This window comes from Acinetobacter sp. 789_lipA (genome assembly GCF_058242845.1).
The window spans coordinates 2,018,289-2,037,575 of record NZ_JBZAYS010000001.1 but is presented as its reverse complement, the minus strand read 5'-3'; the positions used below and the strand labels follow the sequence as shown (position 1 = coordinate 2,037,575).

Sequence of the window (19,287 nt, the reverse complement as noted above, 5' to 3'; positions counted from 1 at the left end):
ACCGAATCTTAGGGCATAAAAAAAGCCACGTTTTCAGTGGCTTTGCTTGTTCTTTGTGATTCATTTCTTCGTTTATTATATTGAATGTCAACGGTGACGTTGACTAATCTGCTGACTCATTAAAGCATACACTTCAGCAAGATCTGCTCGTTGAGCTTGTGCAAGCATCTGTTGATGCATCTTTAGAATATTCTGATCCTGACGCATCGCAGGGCCAGTTTGCATCTGCTTCGGATCATTCTGTATAGCTTTCTGTGCGGTTTCTAAGATCAATGGTTGTAGCAGATTAAAATCGACCTGCTCTGCATCCACCACTTGTTTCGCCATGTCATAACAATAATTACTAAAATTACAGGCAAAGACAGCCGCTAAATGCAAACTTAGACGCTGCGCAGAGCTGTAGCTATACACGCGTTGGCTCAGGCTTTCTGCCAGTATATGTAGTCTTTGAAGATCCGTATTTTCAGTGGCTTCTACAAACAACGGTGTATTTGACCAATCAATTTCACGTTCTAAGCTAAAGGTCTGTAAGGGATAAAAAACTCCTGCACGTGCATGTTTCGTCGCCAAAACTGAAAGAGCTGTACTCCCCGAAGTATGTACAATCAACACATTCGGCAGATATTCAGTCAAGGCCGAAATCACACTCGGAATAGACTGATCACTTACTGCAATAATCACCAAATCCACATCAACATTTAACTGCTGAAAATGACTGACCGCCTTTGCATGTACGACTTGCGCTAAATCCGCAGCTTTGTCGAAGCTTCGGCTATAAATATTGATGATTTCATGCTGAGACATCAGGGCTTTAGCCAAATGATGAGCCACCCGCCCCGCTCCAATTAAACTGATCCGCATCTTCATTTCACTATTTTAAAGTGCCTACAGCATGCCAATAAAAAAAGGATGAAGCAATTCATCCTTTTTTTATTAAATTGATACTGACCAACTAAAACTTACGCAGGGTCAAAATCTGTTCACTACGGCCAAATGGCCCTTGTTCATCGTGCAAAACCGCACTGGTTAAGCCAATACCATCATCACCATATTGCTGAGTCGCTTCCAAACCTAACCATTTCCCTTGGGGTAAACGGTATAAATGCAGTTGTAAGTCTAAATTGGGAAAGCCCCATCCAGATGCTGGATTTTGACGTGGCACAATACCATTGGCTGTATCCACCATACCCAATAAGCGCACAAAACTTGATGTGTCCTGAGCTTCCACCATGTCCAAATCATTATGTAACCAGACAATGCCTTTACCAGCACGGTGCCCTTCTGCCGCACGTGTCTCAATACTTTGGATATAACCACCCGGCCAACATTTCATCCCATCCCATACTGGCAAAGTTTCAGGATGTACAATCGATTGATCTTCTAGCCCTGCAATTGCACTGGTATCTTGCTTCATCATTTTCCAAGCACGGGCCACAATACAAGTCTTCCCGTTTGCCTGCATTTCTGCCTCGATCAGTTCAATGGTTTTTCCAGCACGAATGACACGGGTATGCACCGTAAACTCACCAAAAGCGATCAGTCCAAAAATATCTAAACTCACGCGTCCAATGCGCATCTCATCGCGTGGTTGAAACTGCTCTAACTCCGCACATAAAACCCCTGTTGCAGGTGCCATGTGCTGTTCATGCGGGTTCCATGCGCCTTGTGCATGAATATTGGAAAGATAAGACGCCGTACAGCTCCCATCACTGTGCTGTTCACGATTTAAAAGTTGATAATAGGCTGCCATGTGTATTCCTTCATTCTTATCTTTAAAATGGATCTTTTCACTGCCATTGGTTTTTACTTTTGTGCAAAAAAACCATAATAATTCAACAGTTGACTATAAGTTCGTACTTCATTAAATCCAACTTTAGTCAGAAGCTCTCGCATCTGGCTGGCCGAAACCAAATAAAAATCTTGTTGTAGCCGCTCAATCATTTTTTCACTCTGTACCACCGTCAAACCATTGCTCTGACATAAGGTTTGTAAAACCTTGAGTTCAGTGTCATCACTGGAACGCATCAGGTCATAGCTCAGTAAAATAGCTTGTGTTTTAAGACAGCGTAAAATATCGGCAAAGAAGAATGGCTTTGCTTCAAGTGGAATAAAATGCGCCACCAATATGACTAAAGCGGCATCAAACTGTGCACTTTCCTGTAATGCCGTCGTATCGCCATGCACAAAGCGAACCCGTGTTAAATCACCATGGGTCGTGTTCAATAACTGCTGCGCTTTTTCAATCATGGTCAAAGATGGGTCAACCGCGGTAAAACTCCACGTTGGATGCTGCGCCAACAAATATGAAAGCTCATAACCTGTACCACACCCCACAATCAATACATGCGCATGTTCTGGTAGATGTGTTTTTAAAATGGCTTGAATTTGCAGATGAACCAACTCATAACCTGGAATGAGCTTACGAATATGTTGATCATAACCATCCACTACAGTTTGACTCTGAAAGTCTTTCGCCATTTTATTGTTCACTCATCTACTTTTATTCGTCGCCCTAAATCTACACGTTCATGACCACATGTTCTAGCACTTAAGCCACAGCCATAGCATCGACCGTTAACTCAGCAAGTTGGGGTTTGGCTTTTTCTGCATGTAAACCCAGTTTTTGAAAGAGTTGTTGATCCTTGCCTTGTGCCGTATTTGGCGTAGTCAGCAATTTTTCACCAGAAAACAATGAATTTGCACCGGCCATAAAAGCCAAAGCTTGATCGGCATCGGACAACGATTCACGTCCCGCGGACAGACGAATATAGCTTTTCGGCATAATAATGCGCGCTACCGCAATAGTGCGAATCCACTCTGTCACATCTAACTTTTCAACTTCTGCCAAAGGCGTACCTTGCATTGGAACCAGCATGTTGATCGGCACAGACTCAGGATGTATCGGTAAAGTCGCCAATTCAAACAATAACCCAATTCGATCTTTGGTCTCTTCGCCTAGGCCAACAATCCCGCCACTACATACTTTTAAGCCTGCCTCTCGAACATGACTTAAGGTATCCAAACGGTCATCAAAACTACGGGTACTAATCACATTAGGATAGTACTCACGCGACGTGTCTAAGTTATGGTTGTAATAATCGAGTCCTGCACCTTTTAAACGTTCGGCTTGAGAGGCATTCAGCATGCCTAGCGTCATACAGGTTTCTAAACCCAAAGCTTTGACTTCACGCACCATATCCAAGACATAAGGCATATCGCGCTCATGTGGATTTCGCCATGCCGCGCCCATACAAAACCGTGTAGAACCCGAGGCCTTCGCCTGCTGTGCTTCGCTAATGACCTTTTCAACCGCAATTCTTTTTTCAGCTTCAAGCTTTGAGTCATAGCGCGCAGACTGTGAACAGTATTTGCAGTCTTCAGGGCATTTACCTGTTTTGATCGACAGTAAAGTACTGACTTGAATGGCATTCGCTTCAAAGTACTGACGATGAATTTGCTGTGCTTGAAAGACCAAATCTAAAAAAGGCTGTTGGTAGATTGCTTGTATTTCAGCGCGAGTCCAATCATTTCTCAGGTGCATATGCTATTCCTTTTGCTTTTCACTTCGGACTTTCCTTTGGCTTTAACCCAGCAAAAGGAAAGTCCGTCTTCAACCTTATGCGATTTCTTTCAAATCCAGTTCATTACGCATAAATTCCTGCAATTTAAACTTCTGCGCTTTGCCCGAAGCTGTCATTGGGAACTCATTAAAAAACCGAACATAACGTGGAACTTTATTGTGTGAAATGTGTTCCGCACAGTACTGACGGATCGACTCTTCAGTAATTTCATGATGCTCATGTAAAATAATACAAGCACACAACTCTTCACCATAACGTGCATCTGGCAGACCAATGACTTGGACATCACTGACATCAGGATGGGTATATAAAAAGTCCTCGATTTCTTTCGGGAATAAGTTTTCTCCGCCACGAATGACCACATCCTTAATTCGGCCTTTAATTTTCACAAAGCCTGCTTCGTCCATTTCTGCGATGTCACCTGTATGCATCCAACGTGCTGAATCAATCACTTCTTGTGACTTCTCATGGTCTTCCCAATACCCCAACATTACCGAATAGCCACGAACACACAGTTCACCCAACTGACCGCGCGGCACAACTTTGCCTTGTTCATCAACAATTTTAATTTCAAGATGTGGATGGACACGCCCCACGGTTCCGACCCGTTGTTCAACTGAATCTGAAGTTGAACTTTGTGCACTAACCGGTGCCGTTTCAGTCATACCATAGCAAATGGTAATTTCAGACATATGCATCCGATCAATAACACGTTGCATAATTTCACGTGGACACGGACTACCCGCCATAATGCCTGTACGTAAACTAGAAAGATCAAAATCATCAAACTGTTCATGCTCTAAAATGGCAATGAACATGGTCGGTACACCGTATGCGGCCGTACATTTTTCTTGCTGAATGGCTTTTAACGTTTCTAAAGGATTGAACACCGCCGATGGATAGACCATGGTTGAACCATGCGTAATGCAGGCCAAATTGCCCATCACCATACCGAAACAGTGAAAGAGCGGTACAGAAATACAGACTCGATCGGCAGGACTTAAGTGAATGGCTTCACCAACAAAATAACCATTATTGAGAATATTATTATGTGTCAGCATTGTGCCTTTCGGGTTACCTGTGGTGCCCGAAGTAAACTGGATATTGATGGTTTCATCAAACTGCGATTCGCTTGCAACAAGCTCTAATTGATTGAGCTGTCTCTTGCTGGGGGGAGTAAGCAAATCGCTAAAACGATGCAAACCCGTATGCTCTTCTTCATCAATTTTAATAATATATTTCAAATGTGGCAGTCGTTCTGCCTTTAACACTTTATTTTCAGCACCTTTAATTTCAGGGGCAATTTTCATTAAAATATCTTGATAATTCGTGCTTTTAAATTGCGATGCAATGACCAAGCCCTTACAAGAAACTTTATTCAACACATATTCGAGCTCATTACTTTTATAGGCAGGGTTCAAGTTGACTAAAATGATACCTGCTTTAAACGCAGCAAACTGGGTAATCGTCCATTCCACACAGTTCGGTGACCAAATCGCAAGTCGATCGCCTTTCTTCAAGCCCAGTTTTAGTAAACTACAGGCAAACGCATTGACCTGAGCTTGTAATTCCTTATACGTGAGTCTGACATTTTGATGCAGGCTGACAACAGCATCTTGTTCCGCATACTGCTGACAAGCCTGATCAAATTTCTCACCAATCGTCATGCCTAATAGGGGCTGACTGCTCGTTCCATAGGCATAACTTAACCGTTCTTGTGTCATCGAATCGATCTCCTTGATTCATTGTAATCTTGTTATTCAACTTTAATTGTTCTATGACTACTTCCCTTCAAACACCAAGCCTTTGTGTTCACACCTGCTACTATTTTTCCTCCTGAACCTGAACTGCATTGACACAAAATTCGGCAATTTGTTTCACAAAGTAGTCTTTATAGTTTTGATCAAACATCACATTTCGAGACGGATTTAAAGGTTCAATCACCACAAAGGTCATGGCGCCGACCACACAAAGTGCTGCGGTATTTAAATCTTCAAATCCAAACTCACCGTTAATTTTCCCTGCGGCCAGTATTTCTTTGATGCTCTGTTTAATCAGCTGTTTACTGCGAAAACGTTCATGTTCTAACTCAGCATCGACTGGTTCAAACATGAGTGAATACGCTAGTTGGGGGCTATTCATGGCACGTTTCACAAACGTGGTTACCGCCTTGTCCAATTTCTGTTTTGACGAGAGCTCACTTTCAGCAATGTGATTTAAAATTTTCACCTCATGCTGAATGGCCTCAGACAAAACCTCAATTAACACTTGGCTTTTGTTATCGAAGTATCGATACACCAAACCACTCGAAACACCCGCGCGTTCAGCAATTGCTTGAATTTGCGCGTCTTTAATCCCCCCTTGAGCAATAAGTTCACGAGCGGATTGCAAAATCGCTTCACGATTTTGTTCCATTCGTTCTTGCATCAACGATGATCTTTTATAACTCATAATTCTATTCTCAACCAGATAAAATGAATTGTAAATCAATTTGTGAATTTTAGTTCACTTTTTTAAAAATTCGATGTATTGTAAAAATCAAGCACAACAAAAATGCTTTATCAGGAACAATAAATACACTCATAGGACGAATGAAGAAATGACCCTACAAAGCTTAAATTTCGGTTTAGATGAAACACTCATTGCACTGCGTGATTCCGTTGAGGCTTTTTGTGCCAAGGAAATTACTCCTATTGCGCAACAAGTCGATCAGAACAACGAATTTCCAGCTCAGTTGTGGAAAAAATTTGGCGATATGGGCTTACTCGGTCTGACCGTCAGTGAAGAATATGGCGGTACAGGTCTAGGTTATTTAGCGCATATCATTGCCATGCAAGAAATCTCACGTGCTTCAGCTTCGATAGGTCTTTCTTATGGTGCACATTCTAACCTATGTGTGAATCAAATTAACCGAAATGGCAGCGAGGAACAAAAGCAGCGCTATTTACCTAAACTAATTTCAGGTGAATACGTCGGTGCACTTGCCATGTCTGAACCAAACGCAGGCTCAGACGTAGTCAGCATGAAACTCAAAGCTGAAGATTGTGGCGATCACTTCCTGTTAAATGGTTCAAAAATGTGGATCACCAATGGTGGTGATGCTGATGTGCTTGTGGTGTATGCCAAAACTGATCTGCATGCAGGCGCTAAAGGCATGACAGCCTTCCTTGTAGAAAAAGGCATGGAAGGTTTTAGTCATGGCACACATTTAGACAAGTTGGGTATGCGTGGTTCGAACACTTACCCGCTGTTCTTTGACAACGTGAAAGTGCCAAAAGAAAACGTGATGGGCGGTGTAGGAAACGGCACGAAAGTGCTCATGAGTGGTTTGGACTATGAGCGTGCGGTTTTAAGCGCAGGTCCTTTAGGCATTATGGATGCCTGCATGGACACCGTGATTCCCTATATCCATGACCGTAAACAATTCGGCCAAGCGCTCGGTGAGTTCCAGCTAATGCAAGGAAAAATTGCCGATATGTATTCGACTTGGTTGGCATGTAAAGCGTTGGTTTATGCCGTGGGTGCTGAGTGCGACAAGGCTGACCATAGCCGTAGCCTACGTAAAGATGCAGCCAGTGCAATTTTATATGCCGCGGAAAAAGCCACGTGGATGGCGGGTGAAACCATTCAGACCTTAGGTGGAAATGGTTATATCAATGAATTTTCTGCAGGCCGTCTATGGCGCGATGCAAAACTCTATGAAATTGGTGCGGGAACTTCTGAAATTCGCCGTATGTTGATTGGCCGTGAACTGTTTAATGAAACAGCTTAACCCTCCACAACAATAAAAATGACAAGGATGTTCGTGATGAATCAATTACATAGCAAGATCAATATTCGAAGTGAAGACTTCAAAACCAACCAAACCGCGATGCAAAGCTTGGTCGATGACTTAAAGCAAAAAGCAGAACAAATTGCTTTAGGCGGTGGTGAAGCGGCGCGACAAAAACATTTGGCACGCGGAAAACTGTTAGCACGTGATCGTATTGATCAGTTAATTGATGCAGGCACGGCATTCCTTGAAATTGGTCAGTTGGCAGCACAAAACGTCTACGCAGACGATGTGCCTGCGGCTGGTGTCGTTGCTGGTGTAGGTCAGGTCAATGGTGTGACCTGTATGATCGTCGCCAACGATGCGACAGTAAAAGGCGGCACGTACTACCCACTGACTGTGAAAAAACACTTACGTGCTCAAGAAATTGCGGAGCAAAACCATCTGCCATGTATTTATTTGGTTGACTCAGGCGGTGCATATTTGCCGATGCAGGATGAAGTTTTCCCTGACCGTGATCACTTTGGCCGTATTTTCTATAACCAAGCACGCATGTCGAGCATGGGAGTTGCCCAAATTGCGGTGGTCATGGGGAGCTGTACAGCTGGGGGTGCTTACGTACCTGCCATGTCTGATGAAACCATTATTGTGCGTAATCAAGGGACGATTTTCTTAGGTGGCCCACCATTGGTGAAAGCAGCAACGGGTGAAGTGGTTAGCAGTGAAGACTTAGGTGGTGGTGATGTGCATACTCGCCTGTCTGGTGTGGCGGATCATTTGGCTGAGAACGACGAACATGCCATTGCCATTGCTCGTAATATCGTGGCCAACCTAAATAAAACACCACATACACGTGCAACAGATATTGAAGAACCGTTATTTGATGCAACAGAACTGTATGGTGTTGTGCCAAGTGATGCACGAAAGCCATTCGATATTCGTGAAGTGATTGCGCGCATTGTCGATGGTTCACGTTTTGATGAATTCAAAGCTCGCTTTGGCACCACCTTAGTCACAGGTTTTGCCAAAATCTACGGCATGCCCGTTGGCATTATTGCCAACAACGGTATTTTATTTTCAGAGTCTGCACAGAAAGGGGCTCACTTTATTGAGCTCTGTACGCAGCGCAATATTCCCCTGCTGTTCCTCCAGAACATCACTGGCTTTATGGTCGGTCGCCAATATGAAAATGAAGGCATTGCCAAAAATGGCGCTAAACTGGTCATGGCTGTTGCAACTGCGAACGTGCCGAAACTTACCCTTGTGATTGGTGGTTCATTTGGTGCAGGCAACTACGGTATGTGTGGTCGTGCCTATTCTCCACGCTTCATGTGGACATGGCCAAACTCGCGTATTTCGGTCATGGGTGGTGAACAAGCGGCAAGTGTATTATCGACCTTAAAGCGTGATCAAATCGAAAAACGTGGCGAGTCTTGGTCTGCGGCAGAAGAAGATGATTTTAAACAACCTTTTCGCGATCAGTTTGAACGACAAGGCCATCCATATTATGCATCGGCGCGTTTATGGGATGACGGTGTGATTGACCCTGCACAAAGCCGTCAGGTGCTCGGTTTAAGTTTAGCCGCAGCCTTAAATGCACCCATTCAACCGACCAAATTCGGCGTGTTCCGCATGTAGGAGATGAGCGATGAGCTTTCAATATTTACAACTCGAACAACGCGACCAAGTGGCAACGATATGGATTAATCGTGCAGAAATGCATAATGCCTTCAATACTCAAGTGATTGAAGAACTGCACCGCTGCTTTAGCGAACTCAACACACGTGATGATGTCCGTGTGGTGATTTTAGCTGGACGTGGCAAAAGCTTCTCAGCGGGTGCTGACCTGAACTGGATGAAAGAAGCAGGACAAGCCTCACAGGCTGAAAATGAAGCCGATGCATTAAAACTGGCGAAAATGCTACAAAGTTTAGCAACATTAAAACAACCAACCATTGCCCGTGTGCAAGGCATTGCTTTTGGTGGTGGCATGGGACTGGCTTCTGCATGTGATATTTGTGTCGCAAGCAGCGATGCTAAGTTTGCGACCTCTGAAGTTCGCTTAGGTTTAGCCCCTTCAACCATTAGCCCTTATGTGATTCGTGCGATTGGTGCACGTCAGGCTTCACGCTACTTTTTAACCGCAGAGCGTATTTCTGCGGAGCAAGCCCTACACATTGGTCTGGCGCATGTGGTGGCCGATGCTAAACAGTTAGATGAAAAAGTCGCAGAAATGGTCGATGCCTTACTTTTGGGTGGGCCAGCAGCACAAACTGCTTCAAAACAACTCATCCAAATGGTCGACCAGCAAGTGTTAACTGAAGCATTATTGTTGCAAACCGCACAACATATTGCCCATGTACGCCAAGGATCAGAGGCGAAAAATGGCTTAAATGCTTTTTTAAATAAACACAGTCCAGTCTGGATCAAGACGACGGCATAACAACAAGAAAGGATATCGATATGTTTAATAAAATCTTAATTGCGAACCGTGGTGAAATTGCTTGTCGTGTGATCCGAACTGCAAAAAAAATGGGCATTGCCACCGTTGCAGTCTATTCAGATGCTGACGCTCAAGCACAGCACGTGCAACAAGCCGACGAAGCCATTTATATCGGCGAATCCCCTGCTGCACAAAGCTATCTACAAATTGAACGTATTATCCAAGCTGCCTTAGACACAGGTGCAGAAGCGATTCATCCGGGTTATGGCTTTTTATCTGAAAATGACCAATTTGCCAATGCCTGCCAAAAAAACAACATTGTCTTTATTGGTCCACCCGTAGATGCCATTTTAGCCATGGGCCTGAAAGCCACTTCTAAATCGTTAATGGAAAAAGCAGGTGTACCGCTGACACCGGGTTACCATGGCACCAACCAAGACCCTGATTTTTTAAAACAACAAGCCGATGCCATTGGCTACCCTGTGCTGATTAAAGCCAGTGCTGGCGGTGGTGGTAAAGGCATGCGTTTGGTTGATCGAGGCGAAGACTTTTTAAGCCATTTGGTTTCATGTAAAAGTGAGGCACGTTCAAGCTTTGGCAATGACGATGTTCTGGTTGAACGCTATGTAGTACAACCGCGCCATATTGAAGTACAAGTTTTTGGTGATACACATGGTAACTATGTGCACCTATTTGAACGCGATTGTTCGGTACAACGTCGCCATCAAAAAGTACTAGAAGAAGCACCTGCACCCAAAATGGCAGAGCCAAAACTCGAAGCCATGCGCCAAGCCGCTATTGATGCAGCACGTGCAGTGGATTATGTCGGTGCAGGGACAGTTGAGTTTATTGTGGAACAAGACGGCACGGCGTATTTCATGGAAATGAATACTCGCCTGCAAGTTGAGCATCCTGTAACAGAGATGATTACAGGGCAGGATTTGGTGGAATGGCAACTACGTGTAGCTTTTGGTGAACCACTGCCTAAACAACAACACGAGCTCAGTATTCATGGTCATGCATTAGAAGCACGTGTCTATGCTGAAGAACCTGAAAAAGGTTTCTTACCTGCGATTGGGAAAATCCACTACCTGCACTACCCTCAGCAAAATGAACATGTCCGCGTAGACAGTGGCATTGTTGAAGGGGATGAAATTACGACTTTTTACGATCCAATGATTGCCAAATTAATTGTTTGGGCCAAGAATCGTGAAGCAGCACTCACCCAGATGCACCATGCTCTCAGTCAATTTCATGTCGATGGCTTGGGCAATAACATTGCATTCTTAGACCGTTTGGTCCGTTCAGAGTCTTTTAAAACCGCCAATCTAGACACCAACTTAATTCAACGTGAAGAAGCGTTTTTACTGCAACACAACGAAACAGCCTCTTCAGAGCTCATCATTACGGCAGCATTGATTGAACTCTTGTCCCGTTTTGCCAGCAATAAAACAGCTGCAAATCCTGTATGGCAAGCCGAGTCTCTATGGCGTTTAAATATTAATGCTAGCTATGCCATTAAACTGGCACTAAACGATGAAGAACATAAAGTCTATTTCAGCCCAACAGCAAAAGGCTTTACAGCGAAGTACAATGGAAATAGCGTTTTCATTCAGGGTGAATTGTTAGAGGCACATTTAGCTAAAATTGAATGTGCAACAAGCAAAAAGACGTATGCTTATAGTTCAAATGCACAGGGCCTAACCCTGTATGCAGACGGTCAAAGCTATAAATTTGCACATATTCAGCCTAACTTTAATACTGAAGATGATGCTTCTGATGCCAATAACTTAAAAGCACCAATGCCGGGTGTGATTACGCAAGTCTTGGTACAAAACAACAGCGCAGTGAAAAAAGATGATGTCCTCCTCACGCTTGAAGCGATGAAAATTGAATATTCAATTCGTGCTCCACATGATGGCATTGTCTCTGCAGCTTACTTCCAAGTCGGTGATCAGGTCAAAGCGGGTGATGAATTGGTTGAGTTTTCAAGCTTGGAAGGTGCCGCATGAATGAATTTGTCAAAATTGTCGAAGTCGGACCGCGAGATGGTTTGCAAAATGAAAAGACACCTCTCACCTTGGATGACCGTCGCAAACTGATTTTAGATTTAATGCAGACAGGACTCCGTGCCATTGAAGTGGGCTCTTGCGTCTCTGCAAAGTGGGTTCCACAAATGGCACAGAGTGATGAACTCTTTGCCAGCTTACCCAAAGATCTGAATATCAGTTTTAGTTTACTGACTCCGAACTTGAAAGGGTTTGAGTCTGCTTTGGCAGTCGGCTGTCAGGAGGTTGCCGTTTTTACCGCAGCTTCCGAAAGCTTTACCCAAAAAAACATCAATTGCTCCATTGATGAAAGCTTTGAAAAGTTTGCAGACATTATGACTGCTGCTAAAGCTCATAACATCAAAGTACGTGGTTATGTGTCTTGTATTGTGGACTGCCCCTATGAAGGCGAAATTGCACCGAGCAAAGTTGCACACGTCAGTCAACGTTTGCTGGACATGGGCTGCTATGAAGTGTCCTTAGGTGAAACGATTGGCACGGCGACACCAGACCGCGTGAAAAAAGTCTGGCAGGCATGTTTAGCTGAAATGGATGCGCCGAGTTTAGCAGGACATTTTCATAATACCTATGGCTTGGCCATTGCCAATATTTACCAGTCTTTAGAACAAGGCATTCGTGTATTTGATTCGTCCATTGCAGGTCTAGGTGGCTGCCCTTATGCCAAAGGTGCATCGGGCAATGTCTCCACAGAAGACCTTTACTACCTACTCTCCAACATGGGCTATGACACAGGGATTGATCTTGATGCACTGATGATTGCCAGCCAAAACATCAGCCAAGTGCTACAACGCACCAATCCATCTAACTATGCCAATGCCTACTGGCAAAAGCGCTGTGCCTAAGCCATTCAATTGATAACGAGAACACTATGGTCAATAAAGTTTATTCAAGTGCAAAGGACGCACTGCAAGATGTAGTTCAAGATGGTCAAACCCTAGCGGTTGGTGGCTTTGGTTTATGCGGTATTCCAGAAAGTCTAATTACAGCCTTAAAACAAACGGGCGTGAAAAACCTCACCTGTATTTCGAACAATGCAGGCGTCGATGGTTTCGGCTTAGGACTCTTATTAGAAAGCAAACAAATCAAAAAAATGATTGCTTCCTATGTAGGTGAAAACAAAGAATTTGAACGTCAGTTCTTAAGTGGTGAGCTTGAAGTAGAGCTCACCCCTCAAGGTACACTGGCAGAAAAACTCCGTGCTGGAGGTGCAGGTATCCCTGCCTTCTTTACCGCAACAGGCGTCGGCACGCTCATTGCCGAAGGCAAAGAAGAGCGTGAGTTTAATGGCAAACCATATATTCTAGAAAACTCGCTCACCGCAGACATTGCACTCGTGAAGGCGTACAAGGCCGATACTGCAGGTAACTTAATTTTCCGTAAAACCGCACAAAACTTTAACCCTGTATGTGCAATGGCTGGAAAAGTCTGCATTGTCGAAGTTGAGGAAATTGTTGAAATTGGCGCTTTAGATCCAGACCAGATTCACCTGCCAGGTATTTATGTCAATCGCATTGTGCTGAATGCAAACCCTGAAAAACGTATCGAACAACTCACATTAAAAGAGGAGGCTTAACCCATGGCTTGGTCTCGTAATGAAATGGCACAACGTGCAGCGCTTGAGCTGGAAGATGGTTTTTATGTCAATTTAGGCATCGGCTTACCCACACTGGTGGCCAACTATATTCCTGAAAACGTCAACGTCTGGTTGCAGTCTGAAAATGGATTATTGGGTATTGGCGAGTTTCCAACAGCCGAAACAGTCGATGCCGATTTAATTAACGCCGGAAAACAAACCGTTACTGCACGTCAGGGAGCCGCATTTTTCTCTAGTGCAGAGTCTTTTGCCATGATCCGTGGAGGTCATGTCAATATCGCCATTTTAGGGGCCATGGAAGTCTCACAAAATGGCGATTTGGCCAACTGGATGATTCCGGGTAAAAAAGTCAAAGGCATGGGCGGCGCAATGGATTTGGTGGCTGGAGTACAAAAAGTGGTGGTGCTCATGGAACACTCTGCAAAAGATGGCACGCCGAAAATTGTCGAGCAGTGTAGCCTGCCGCTTACAGGCAAAAATGTCGTACATCGCGTGATTACTGATCTCGGTGTCATGGACATTACACAGGAAGGTGTGAAATTAGTTGAACTGGCGAAAGATGTCAGTTTTGAAGATATTCAGAAAGTGACGGGTGTTGCTCTGATCCGCTAATTCGACATCCTCTATACAATAAAAAAATAATCCAATGCCTTTAAAGCAGCGATCCTGTTTTAAAGGCATTTCTATCAGCACGGATAGGCTGAATCAAAAATTCATACCTCATCGATAAAAATGGAATCAATGCATGGAAAACTCTCAAAATATTTTGCAACGTTTTGCACTACGTGTCAGTGATTGGTCGGAGAAATGGTTTCCAGACTCTTATATTTTTGCCCTATTGGGTGTCGTGATCGTCGCGATTGCTTCGATCAGCATTGGCGCACCTGCCAAAGATGTCGCAGTGTTCTTTGGTGATGGTTTTTGGAGTCTGATCCCTTTTACCTTACAAATGTGTATGCTGATTGTGGTTGGTTACGTGGTTTCTGTTTCAAAACCTGTAGAGCTATTGATTCAAAAAATGGCTCGAATCCCCCATAGTGGCCGCGGTGCAATTGTACTTGTTGCCACGGTCAGTTTATTAATTTCGCTGATTAACTGGGCCATGAGTACAGTACTAACTGCCCTGCTGGTGATTGCTTTAGCTAAACGCAAAGAACTCAATATGGACTATCGTGCTGCTGCTGCTGCCGCGATTATTGGTATGGGCGCGACGTGGGCCTTAGGTATTAGTTCTTCTGCGGCACAACTGCAAGCCAACAAAGCCAGCCTGCCCGAATCGATTTACAATCTAACGGGCGTGATTCCCTTCACCGAAACCATTTTCTTGCCACAGTCGATGATCATGACGGCTGTATTGATTATTGCCTCGATTGCTATTGCATTTTGGTCTGCACCCAAAGGGCAAGACATTAAAACCATTGATCAATTCCCCATCCAGTTTGAGGAAGAAACTAAGCCGACAGCAACCACAAAACGCCCAGGAGACTGGTTAGAGAACTCGCCTTTATTGAGTATCTTGATTGTGCTCTTGGGGTTGGTTTGGATGTTCAATGAATTCAGCAAAAGTAATCCGATCTTGGCCATTTCAAGCCTAAATACCTACAACTTTATTTTCCTCATGCTGGGTATTGCACTGCATGGTACGCCACGAAATTTCCTCAATGCTGTCACCAAAGCCGTGCCAGCAGTCTCAGGGGTCCTGATTCAGTTTCCGCTGTATGGCAGTATCGCCTTTATGATGACGCAAGCCTTGAACAGTCATGATTTGTCGCTATCACATTATATTGCTGAGTTTTTTGTTTCGATTGCCTCCAAAGAGACCTTTGCCATTGTGATGGGCTTATATTCTGCCATTTTAGGCTTTTTCATTCCTTCTGGCGGCGGTAAATGGATTATTGAAGCACCCTATGTCATGCAAGCAGCACATGATTTAAAAGTGCATTTGGGCTGGTCGGTGCAAATCTATAATGCTGCTGAAGCCTTGCCGAATTTAATCAACCCATTTTTTATGCTGCCCATGCTTGGCATTCTCAAATTAAAAGCCAAAGATGTGATTGGCTTTACCGTCACTCAATTGGTTTTCCATCTGCCTTTGGTGCTGTTCCTACTTTGGATTTTAGGTCGTAGCCTGACCTATATGCCACCTACCTTCTAAACGAGGGACAAAAAACACAATCTAAATAAAAAAGGACGAATCATATTCGTCCTTTTCTCATTCTATAAAGCGTATTTTTAATGTAGTCCAATTAATTAAACACATTATTTAAATACACAATGCGCTCATTAGTTTTTTGGTTAAAGCACTTGGTATATTGCAATTGTTGATCTTGGGCACGTAAAGCATCATCCCAATATTGCGACTGCTTTTGATAAGTTTCTTTTTCACTATCCGTCATTTGGTAGACACTTTTTTGGGAAATCACTTTACAGTCCACATCACGCTTTTCAAACCACTCCGTTTGGTCTTGTTGTAGCTGCTGTTTTTGTTCCTCAGTGAAATTGTCCCAAGTTTGGTTCAGACGTTCCACCACTTTGACTTGGTCAGCGTCCAGTTCTTTCTTACGAATATTCATGGCTTTCTGTGCCAGTTCCATCTGCGCAACTTCTTGCTCATTATATTGTTTTATATTCTTTTGTATTTCTGCATTTTCTTTTTCATATGCCGCAAACTGAACCGCATGCTGAGTCACCAACACTACACCATCAATCACGCCATTTTGATTGGGTACATTCAGGCTAATGCCTTCTTTATCCGTTTTAATGATGTTATAGCTAAATGCACCTTGTAGCTGATCATTGTCTAAGTTGAGTGAATATTCCCCCTCTTCTAAGACATCACGCAAAGTACTTTGATAACCGTCCTCACACTCTTCGCATGGACGCGCTAAAAACGCATTTTCAGCACGTTTCTGTAACCCTTTCGGGAAAATCACCACCAACTGACTTTCACAATCCAATTGCTTCGCAGTTTCAGGCTTTTCTGTGGTCGTTGAAATCCCTTTAATTTCAAAACGAATACCGTTATTAATCTGTGTTAATAATTTTTCATCGGCCTCATATTCACGGCTATCACGCAAACGGCGGTCTAGGGCTTTTAAGTATTCAGCTTTTAAATGCGCTTGAATTTGTTCGACATTGGCAGGAGCCGTACAACTCCAATCTGGCATCTCTTGCGGTTCAGCAACCGTTTCTGTTTTATTCTCTGTTCGGTTACAAGCACTTAAAAATAAACTGCTCAAGATTAGACTGGCAAAAATTGTGTTCTTCATCATTGTTATAAAACCATAAGGCTGTTGTTTTTCGCAGCGTATTTAACCAAAAAATAAGCTTTTATGCGAGTATCTAAATAAAAGAACCCTGCCGTAGCAGGGTTAAAGTATCACTTAGTTGACCTTTTCTACACCACGTTCATCTACTTCACGCACCACACCAGAGTCTGTATTTAAAACCTCAAACTCGATACGGCGGTTTTTAAACTTACCTTCATCAGTTTGATTGTCTGCTATTGGCTTTTCTTGACCATAACCAATCGCTCGCAACTGCGCAGGATCGACGCCTTTAAAAATTAAATAATCCACCACCGCTTGTGCTCGATTTTGCGACAAGGTTTTATTGACTGCCGCATCTCCCGTTGCATCTGTATGCCCCATCACGGTTAGTTTGACTTGCGGTGCTTTTTGCATCAGTGCTGCGGCCTGATCCAAAATCGACTTATTGACATCAGGTATCGCCGATGAAGCTGTATCAAAGTTAATAATTTGCAAATTCAATGCCGTGGCAACGTCTAGTGCTCGAACTTGCTCAGGATTAATTTCTGCCAGCGCACGCTCAGCATCACTAATACTGGTATCCACAGCACGGTTTACATCCAGTGGTTGCTGAGTCACAACCGTCATATTGCGCAGTAAAGGTTTAATTTGATCTGCCACTTTAAGTGCATTGGCTGGATCTTGTGATTGAATCGATAACTGATTGCCAAACCATGTTAAATTTACATTGGGCACACCTTTCAACGCACTGATTACACTGGGTATCGCATCTTGATCAATAAATTCAGTGTGATACATACTCTGCATATCTGCACCACAACCGATGCTGTTATTAAAAATTTGCTTTACTTCTTTTTGTAAAATTTCAACATAAGCAGCATTGGCTGAGAAAATTTGGCAGGTGACCAAGTCTCCTGTTGCCCCAGTGGTGATTTGAAATTTAGCGGGTTGGCTGGCATTCACATTTGCAGCAGGTATTGTTTCAGTCGTGGCTTTGTCGGTACAGGCTCTAAAAATAAAAGCAAACAATGCCGCAAAAATAATTAAAGCCAAAATTGGCAGTAAAAATGACCGTTTCTCATCTACTTTTGTAGCATGTACACTTGTAGGCGCGACATGTGTAGCCTGTCCTTGTAAGGTATTTACCCCCAATCCAGCCAGTAATGCAGTTGCCCACTCAGGTAACGCACGACTAATGGAATCCGTGTTGACCTGTAGTAAATGGGAAATCGCTTCAGGTTCTGAAGAGCCTGCCTCTGTGGCTAAAAATGCTAATGCAGGTGTAATCGAACGGCTCAAGGTACTTTCAATTTCATCTGCGGGTGCTGCCCCGCGGACATGATCCAAAAACTGTTGCTTGAGACTGACATTCGATGCAAAAGCATCATTAAGACGTGGATTCAACTGCTGTTGAAATGCAGGAATCAGTTCAGACTTTGACTTTAATATAGACAGTAAAATTGGTAAAAAGGATTGAATTGCTTGATTTTTTTCAAGTAAATGTTGTGTATCACCCTCTAAAACAATTGCAGAGACATTTTGTTTTAGTAAATCCATAAAATCGACATTCATGAAGTCTTACCCCACTTTTTCTCATTGTTTTCATCATCATTTTCCAGTTTATCTGTTCATTTTTTACACTTTGTAAAATATTGTATAGTCAAATCATTATAAAACCAATACAATGGTGCAATGAGTTATTCAGAACATTTTAGACGTAAAATTTTAGCTAAGCTTGAGGAAGGTTATTCTATTCGAGCGGTAGCTGCACAATTTGAAATTAATAAAAATACCATTGTTGAATGGAAGAAACGTATAGAGATTAAAAAAACTCGTGTACGTAAACCTTCTAAAATTAACGATGATGCTTTACGTGAAGATGTTGAAAAGTATCCTGATGCTTATCAATATGAACGTGCTGCACGTTTTAATTGTGGTGTTTCATCTATTGGTGCTGCATTAAAGCGCTTAAATATTACAGTTAAAAAAAGACGTTAAGCCATCCTAAAGCAGATACAAAGCTTAGGGATAAATTTATTCTGCAAGTGAATGAATTAGAAAAAAACCATCCGATTATTTATCTGGATGAAAGTGGTTTTAAGTCACATGATTATAGACCTCATGGCTACTCACGAAAAGGAGTACCCTGTTTATGGCAATATAATTGGCAATTAAAGAATCAGACCAATGCCATTGGAGCAATCCATGAGGGTAAGTTATTTTCAGTCGGTTTATTTGACTGCAAAATCAATTCAGATGTTTTTCATTTTTGGATTGAGCAATTCCTCATACCGGCATTACCAGAAAATAGTGTAGTGGTTATGGATAATGCAGCATTTCATAAAAGAGCAGATATTCAGGAGTTATTGGAACAACAAGGGCATAAAATTCTTTGGCTTCCTGCATACAGCCCTGATTTAAATCCTATAGAACAGATGTGGGCATGGGTTAAACGTAAGCGTAAAGAATGGTTGATCGACTCAGTCGATGAGTTATTTCGAGTTTTTTTCGAATCTTGTATGAATAATAAAGTAGTTTGACTATATTTGCATCAGTTTT

The 19,287-nt window shown here is 43.0% G+C and carries 18 protein-coding genes; 10 read left to right on the top strand and 8 right to left on the bottom strand.

Features of this window, described 5'->3' with window-relative positions; translation table 11 throughout:
- Nucleotides 1–87 precede the first annotated feature (87 nt).
- The 6 genes from AC4CUZ_RS09925 to AC4CUZ_RS09900 all read right to left on the bottom strand — a co-directional run bounded on the left by AC4CUZ_RS09925 (nt 88) and on the right by AC4CUZ_RS09900 (nt 6,032).
- Nucleotides 88–861, bottom strand: a complete 774-nt coding sequence (locus tag AC4CUZ_RS09925) for a Rossmann-like and DUF2520 domain-containing protein (RefSeq protein WP_490747549.1) — start codon at nt 859–861, stop codon at nt 88–90.
- A gap of 91 nt (nt 862–952) precedes the next feature.
- Complete coding sequence (locus tag AC4CUZ_RS09920) at nt 953–1,750, bottom strand: thioesterase family protein (protein ID WP_004696223.1); 798 nt, start codon at nt 1,748–1,750, stop codon at nt 953–955.
- Between the two features lie 53 nt (nt 1,751–1,803).
- On the bottom strand, nt 1,804–2,478 hold the full coding sequence (locus tag AC4CUZ_RS09915; RefSeq protein ID WP_490747548.1) for a class I SAM-dependent methyltransferase: 675 nt from the start codon (nt 2,476–2,478) through the stop codon (nt 1,804–1,806).
- 70 nt (nt 2,479–2,548) lie between these two features.
- Complete coding sequence (bioB, locus tag AC4CUZ_RS09910; protein ID WP_490747547.1) at nt 2,549–3,541, bottom strand: biotin synthase BioB; 993 nt, start codon at nt 3,539–3,541, stop codon at nt 2,549–2,551.
- A 75-nt stretch (nt 3,542–3,616) separates the two neighbouring features.
- Nucleotides 3,617–5,305 carry an AMP-binding protein gene (locus tag AC4CUZ_RS09905; RefSeq protein WP_005400597.1) on the bottom strand — a complete coding sequence of 563 codons (1,689 nt, stop codon included), beginning with the start codon at nt 5,303–5,305 and terminating at the stop codon, nt 3,617–3,619.
- Between the two features lie 100 nt (nt 5,306–5,405).
- Nucleotides 5,406–6,032 carry a TetR/AcrR family transcriptional regulator gene (locus tag AC4CUZ_RS09900; RefSeq protein WP_004982268.1) on the bottom strand — a complete coding sequence of 209 codons (627 nt, stop codon included), beginning with the start codon at nt 6,030–6,032 and terminating at the stop codon, nt 5,406–5,408.
- A 148-nt stretch (nt 6,033–6,180) separates the two neighbouring features.
- Here AC4CUZ_RS09900 and AC4CUZ_RS09895 point away from each other — a divergent pair, with 148 nt between their 5' ends.
- The 8 genes from AC4CUZ_RS09895 to AC4CUZ_RS09860 all read left to right on the top strand — a co-directional run bounded on the left by AC4CUZ_RS09895 (nt 6,181) and on the right by AC4CUZ_RS09860 (nt 15,614).
- Nucleotides 6,181–7,353, top strand: a complete 1,173-nt coding sequence (locus AC4CUZ_RS09895) for an isovaleryl-CoA dehydrogenase (protein WP_490747546.1) — start codon at nt 6,181–6,183, stop codon at nt 7,351–7,353.
- Between the two features lie 36 nt (nt 7,354–7,389).
- Nucleotides 7,390–8,991: a carboxyl transferase domain-containing protein gene (locus AC4CUZ_RS09890; RefSeq protein WP_490747545.1), complete on the top strand. Its 1,602-nt coding sequence runs from the start codon at nt 7,390–7,392 to the stop codon at nt 8,989–8,991.
- Nucleotides 8,992–9,001: 10 nt separating this feature from the next.
- On the top strand, nt 9,002–9,796 hold the full coding sequence (locus AC4CUZ_RS09885; protein ID WP_490747544.1) for an enoyl-CoA hydratase/isomerase family protein: 795 nt from the start codon (nt 9,002–9,004) through the stop codon (nt 9,794–9,796).
- 20 nt (nt 9,797–9,816) lie between these two features.
- On the top strand, nt 9,817–11,808 hold the full coding sequence (locus AC4CUZ_RS09880) for an acetyl/propionyl/methylcrotonyl-CoA carboxylase subunit alpha (RefSeq protein ID WP_490747543.1): 1,992 nt from the start codon (nt 9,817–9,819) through the stop codon (nt 11,806–11,808).
- Complete coding sequence (locus tag AC4CUZ_RS09875; protein ID WP_490747542.1) at nt 11,805–12,707, top strand: hydroxymethylglutaryl-CoA lyase; 903 nt, start codon at nt 11,805–11,807, stop codon at nt 12,705–12,707. The genes AC4CUZ_RS09880 and AC4CUZ_RS09875 overlap by 4 nt, the downstream gene beginning before the upstream one ends.
- A 26-nt stretch (nt 12,708–12,733) precedes the next feature.
- Nucleotides 12,734–13,438 carry a CoA transferase subunit A gene (locus tag AC4CUZ_RS09870; protein WP_159152895.1) on the top strand — a complete coding sequence of 235 codons (705 nt, stop codon included), beginning with the start codon at nt 12,734–12,736 and terminating at the stop codon, nt 13,436–13,438.
- A gap of 3 nt (nt 13,439–13,441) precedes the next feature.
- A complete protein-coding gene (locus AC4CUZ_RS09865) occupies nt 13,442–14,071 on the top strand; it encodes a CoA transferase subunit B (protein ID WP_336955695.1) in 630 nt (209 codons plus the stop codon).
- 133 nt (nt 14,072–14,204) lie between these two features.
- Nucleotides 14,205–15,614, top strand: coding sequence for a short-chain fatty acid transporter (locus AC4CUZ_RS09860; RefSeq protein ID WP_490747541.1), 1,410 nt, complete (start codon nt 14,205–14,207; stop codon nt 15,612–15,614).
- Nucleotides 15,615–15,705: 91 nt separating this feature from the next.
- Here the strand turns inward: AC4CUZ_RS09860 and AC4CUZ_RS09855 are convergent, their stop codons facing one another.
- Together AC4CUZ_RS09855 and AC4CUZ_RS09850 are read right to left on the bottom strand one after the other, a co-directional pair.
- Complete coding sequence (locus AC4CUZ_RS09855; RefSeq protein ID WP_490747540.1) at nt 15,706–16,731, bottom strand: DUF1311 domain-containing protein; 1,026 nt, start codon at nt 16,729–16,731, stop codon at nt 15,706–15,708.
- Between the two features lie 111 nt (nt 16,732–16,842).
- Nucleotides 16,843–18,300, bottom strand: a complete 1,458-nt coding sequence (locus AC4CUZ_RS09850; RefSeq protein ID WP_114836821.1) for an OmpA family protein — start codon at nt 18,298–18,300, stop codon at nt 16,843–16,845.
- 120 nt (nt 18,301–18,420) lie between these two features.
- Between AC4CUZ_RS09850 and AC4CUZ_RS09845 the strand changes: the two genes are divergently transcribed.
- Complete coding sequence (locus AC4CUZ_RS09845; protein WP_000122230.1) at nt 18,421–18,726, top strand: IS630 transposase-related protein; 306 nt, start codon at nt 18,421–18,423, stop codon at nt 18,724–18,726.
- 47 nt (nt 18,727–18,773) lie between these two features.
- Nucleotides 18,774–19,268 (top strand): IS630 family transposase, encoded by a 495-nt coding sequence (locus AC4CUZ_RS09840; RefSeq protein ID WP_490747157.1) that lies wholly within the window; start codon nt 18,774–18,776, stop codon nt 19,266–19,268.
- Nucleotides 19,269–19,287 lie beyond the last annotated feature (19 nt).

Excerpts from the sequence above, each read along its gene's own strand:
- AC4CUZ_RS09905 (WP_005400597.1), bottom strand. The coding sequence starts at position 5,305 with ATGACACAAGAACGGTTAAGTTATGCCTATGGAACGAGCAGTCAGCCC.
- AC4CUZ_RS09870 (WP_159152895.1), top strand. The coding sequence starts at position 12,734 with ATGGTCAATAAAGTTTATTCAAGTGCAAAGGACGCACTGCAAGATGTA.
- AC4CUZ_RS09900 (WP_004982268.1), bottom strand. The coding sequence starts at position 6,032 with ATGAGTTATAAAAGATCATCGTTGATGCAAGAACGAATGGAACAAAAT.
- AC4CUZ_RS09850 (WP_114836821.1), bottom strand. The coding sequence starts at position 18,300 with ATGAATGTCGATTTTATGGATTTACTAAAACAAAATGTCTCTGCAATT.
- AC4CUZ_RS09860 (WP_490747541.1), top strand. The coding sequence starts at position 14,205 with ATGGAAAACTCTCAAAATATTTTGCAACGTTTTGCACTACGTGTCAGT.
- AC4CUZ_RS09880 (WP_490747543.1), top strand. The coding sequence starts at position 9,817 with ATGTTTAATAAAATCTTAATTGCGAACCGTGGTGAAATTGCTTGTCGT.
- AC4CUZ_RS09925 (WP_490747549.1), bottom strand. The coding sequence starts at position 861 with ATGCGGATCAGTTTAATTGGAGCGGGGCGGGTGGCTCATCATTTGGCT.
- AC4CUZ_RS09885 (WP_490747544.1), top strand. The coding sequence starts at position 9,002 with ATGAGCTTTCAATATTTACAACTCGAACAACGCGACCAAGTGGCAACG.
- AC4CUZ_RS09895 (WP_490747546.1), top strand. The coding sequence starts at position 6,181 with ATGACCCTACAAAGCTTAAATTTCGGTTTAGATGAAACACTCATTGCA.
- AC4CUZ_RS09875 (WP_490747542.1), top strand. The coding sequence starts at position 11,805 with ATGAATGAATTTGTCAAAATTGTCGAAGTCGGACCGCGAGATGGTTTG.
- AC4CUZ_RS09845 (WP_000122230.1), top strand. The coding sequence starts at position 18,421 with ATGAGTTATTCAGAACATTTTAGACGTAAAATTTTAGCTAAGCTTGAG.
- AC4CUZ_RS09890 (WP_490747545.1), top strand. The coding sequence starts at position 7,390 with ATGAATCAATTACATAGCAAGATCAATATTCGAAGTGAAGACTTCAAA.
- bioB (WP_490747547.1), bottom strand. The coding sequence starts at position 3,541 with ATGCACCTGAGAAATGATTGGACTCGCGCTGAAATACAAGCAATCTAC.
- AC4CUZ_RS09865 (WP_336955695.1), top strand. The coding sequence starts at position 13,442 with ATGGCTTGGTCTCGTAATGAAATGGCACAACGTGCAGCGCTTGAGCTG.
- AC4CUZ_RS09855 (WP_490747540.1), bottom strand. The coding sequence starts at position 16,731 with ATGATGAAGAACACAATTTTTGCCAGTCTAATCTTGAGCAGTTTATTT.
- AC4CUZ_RS09920 (WP_004696223.1), bottom strand. The coding sequence starts at position 1,750 with ATGGCAGCCTATTATCAACTTTTAAATCGTGAACAGCACAGTGATGGG.
- AC4CUZ_RS09915 (WP_490747548.1), bottom strand. The coding sequence starts at position 2,478 with ATGGCGAAAGACTTTCAGAGTCAAACTGTAGTGGATGGTTATGATCAA.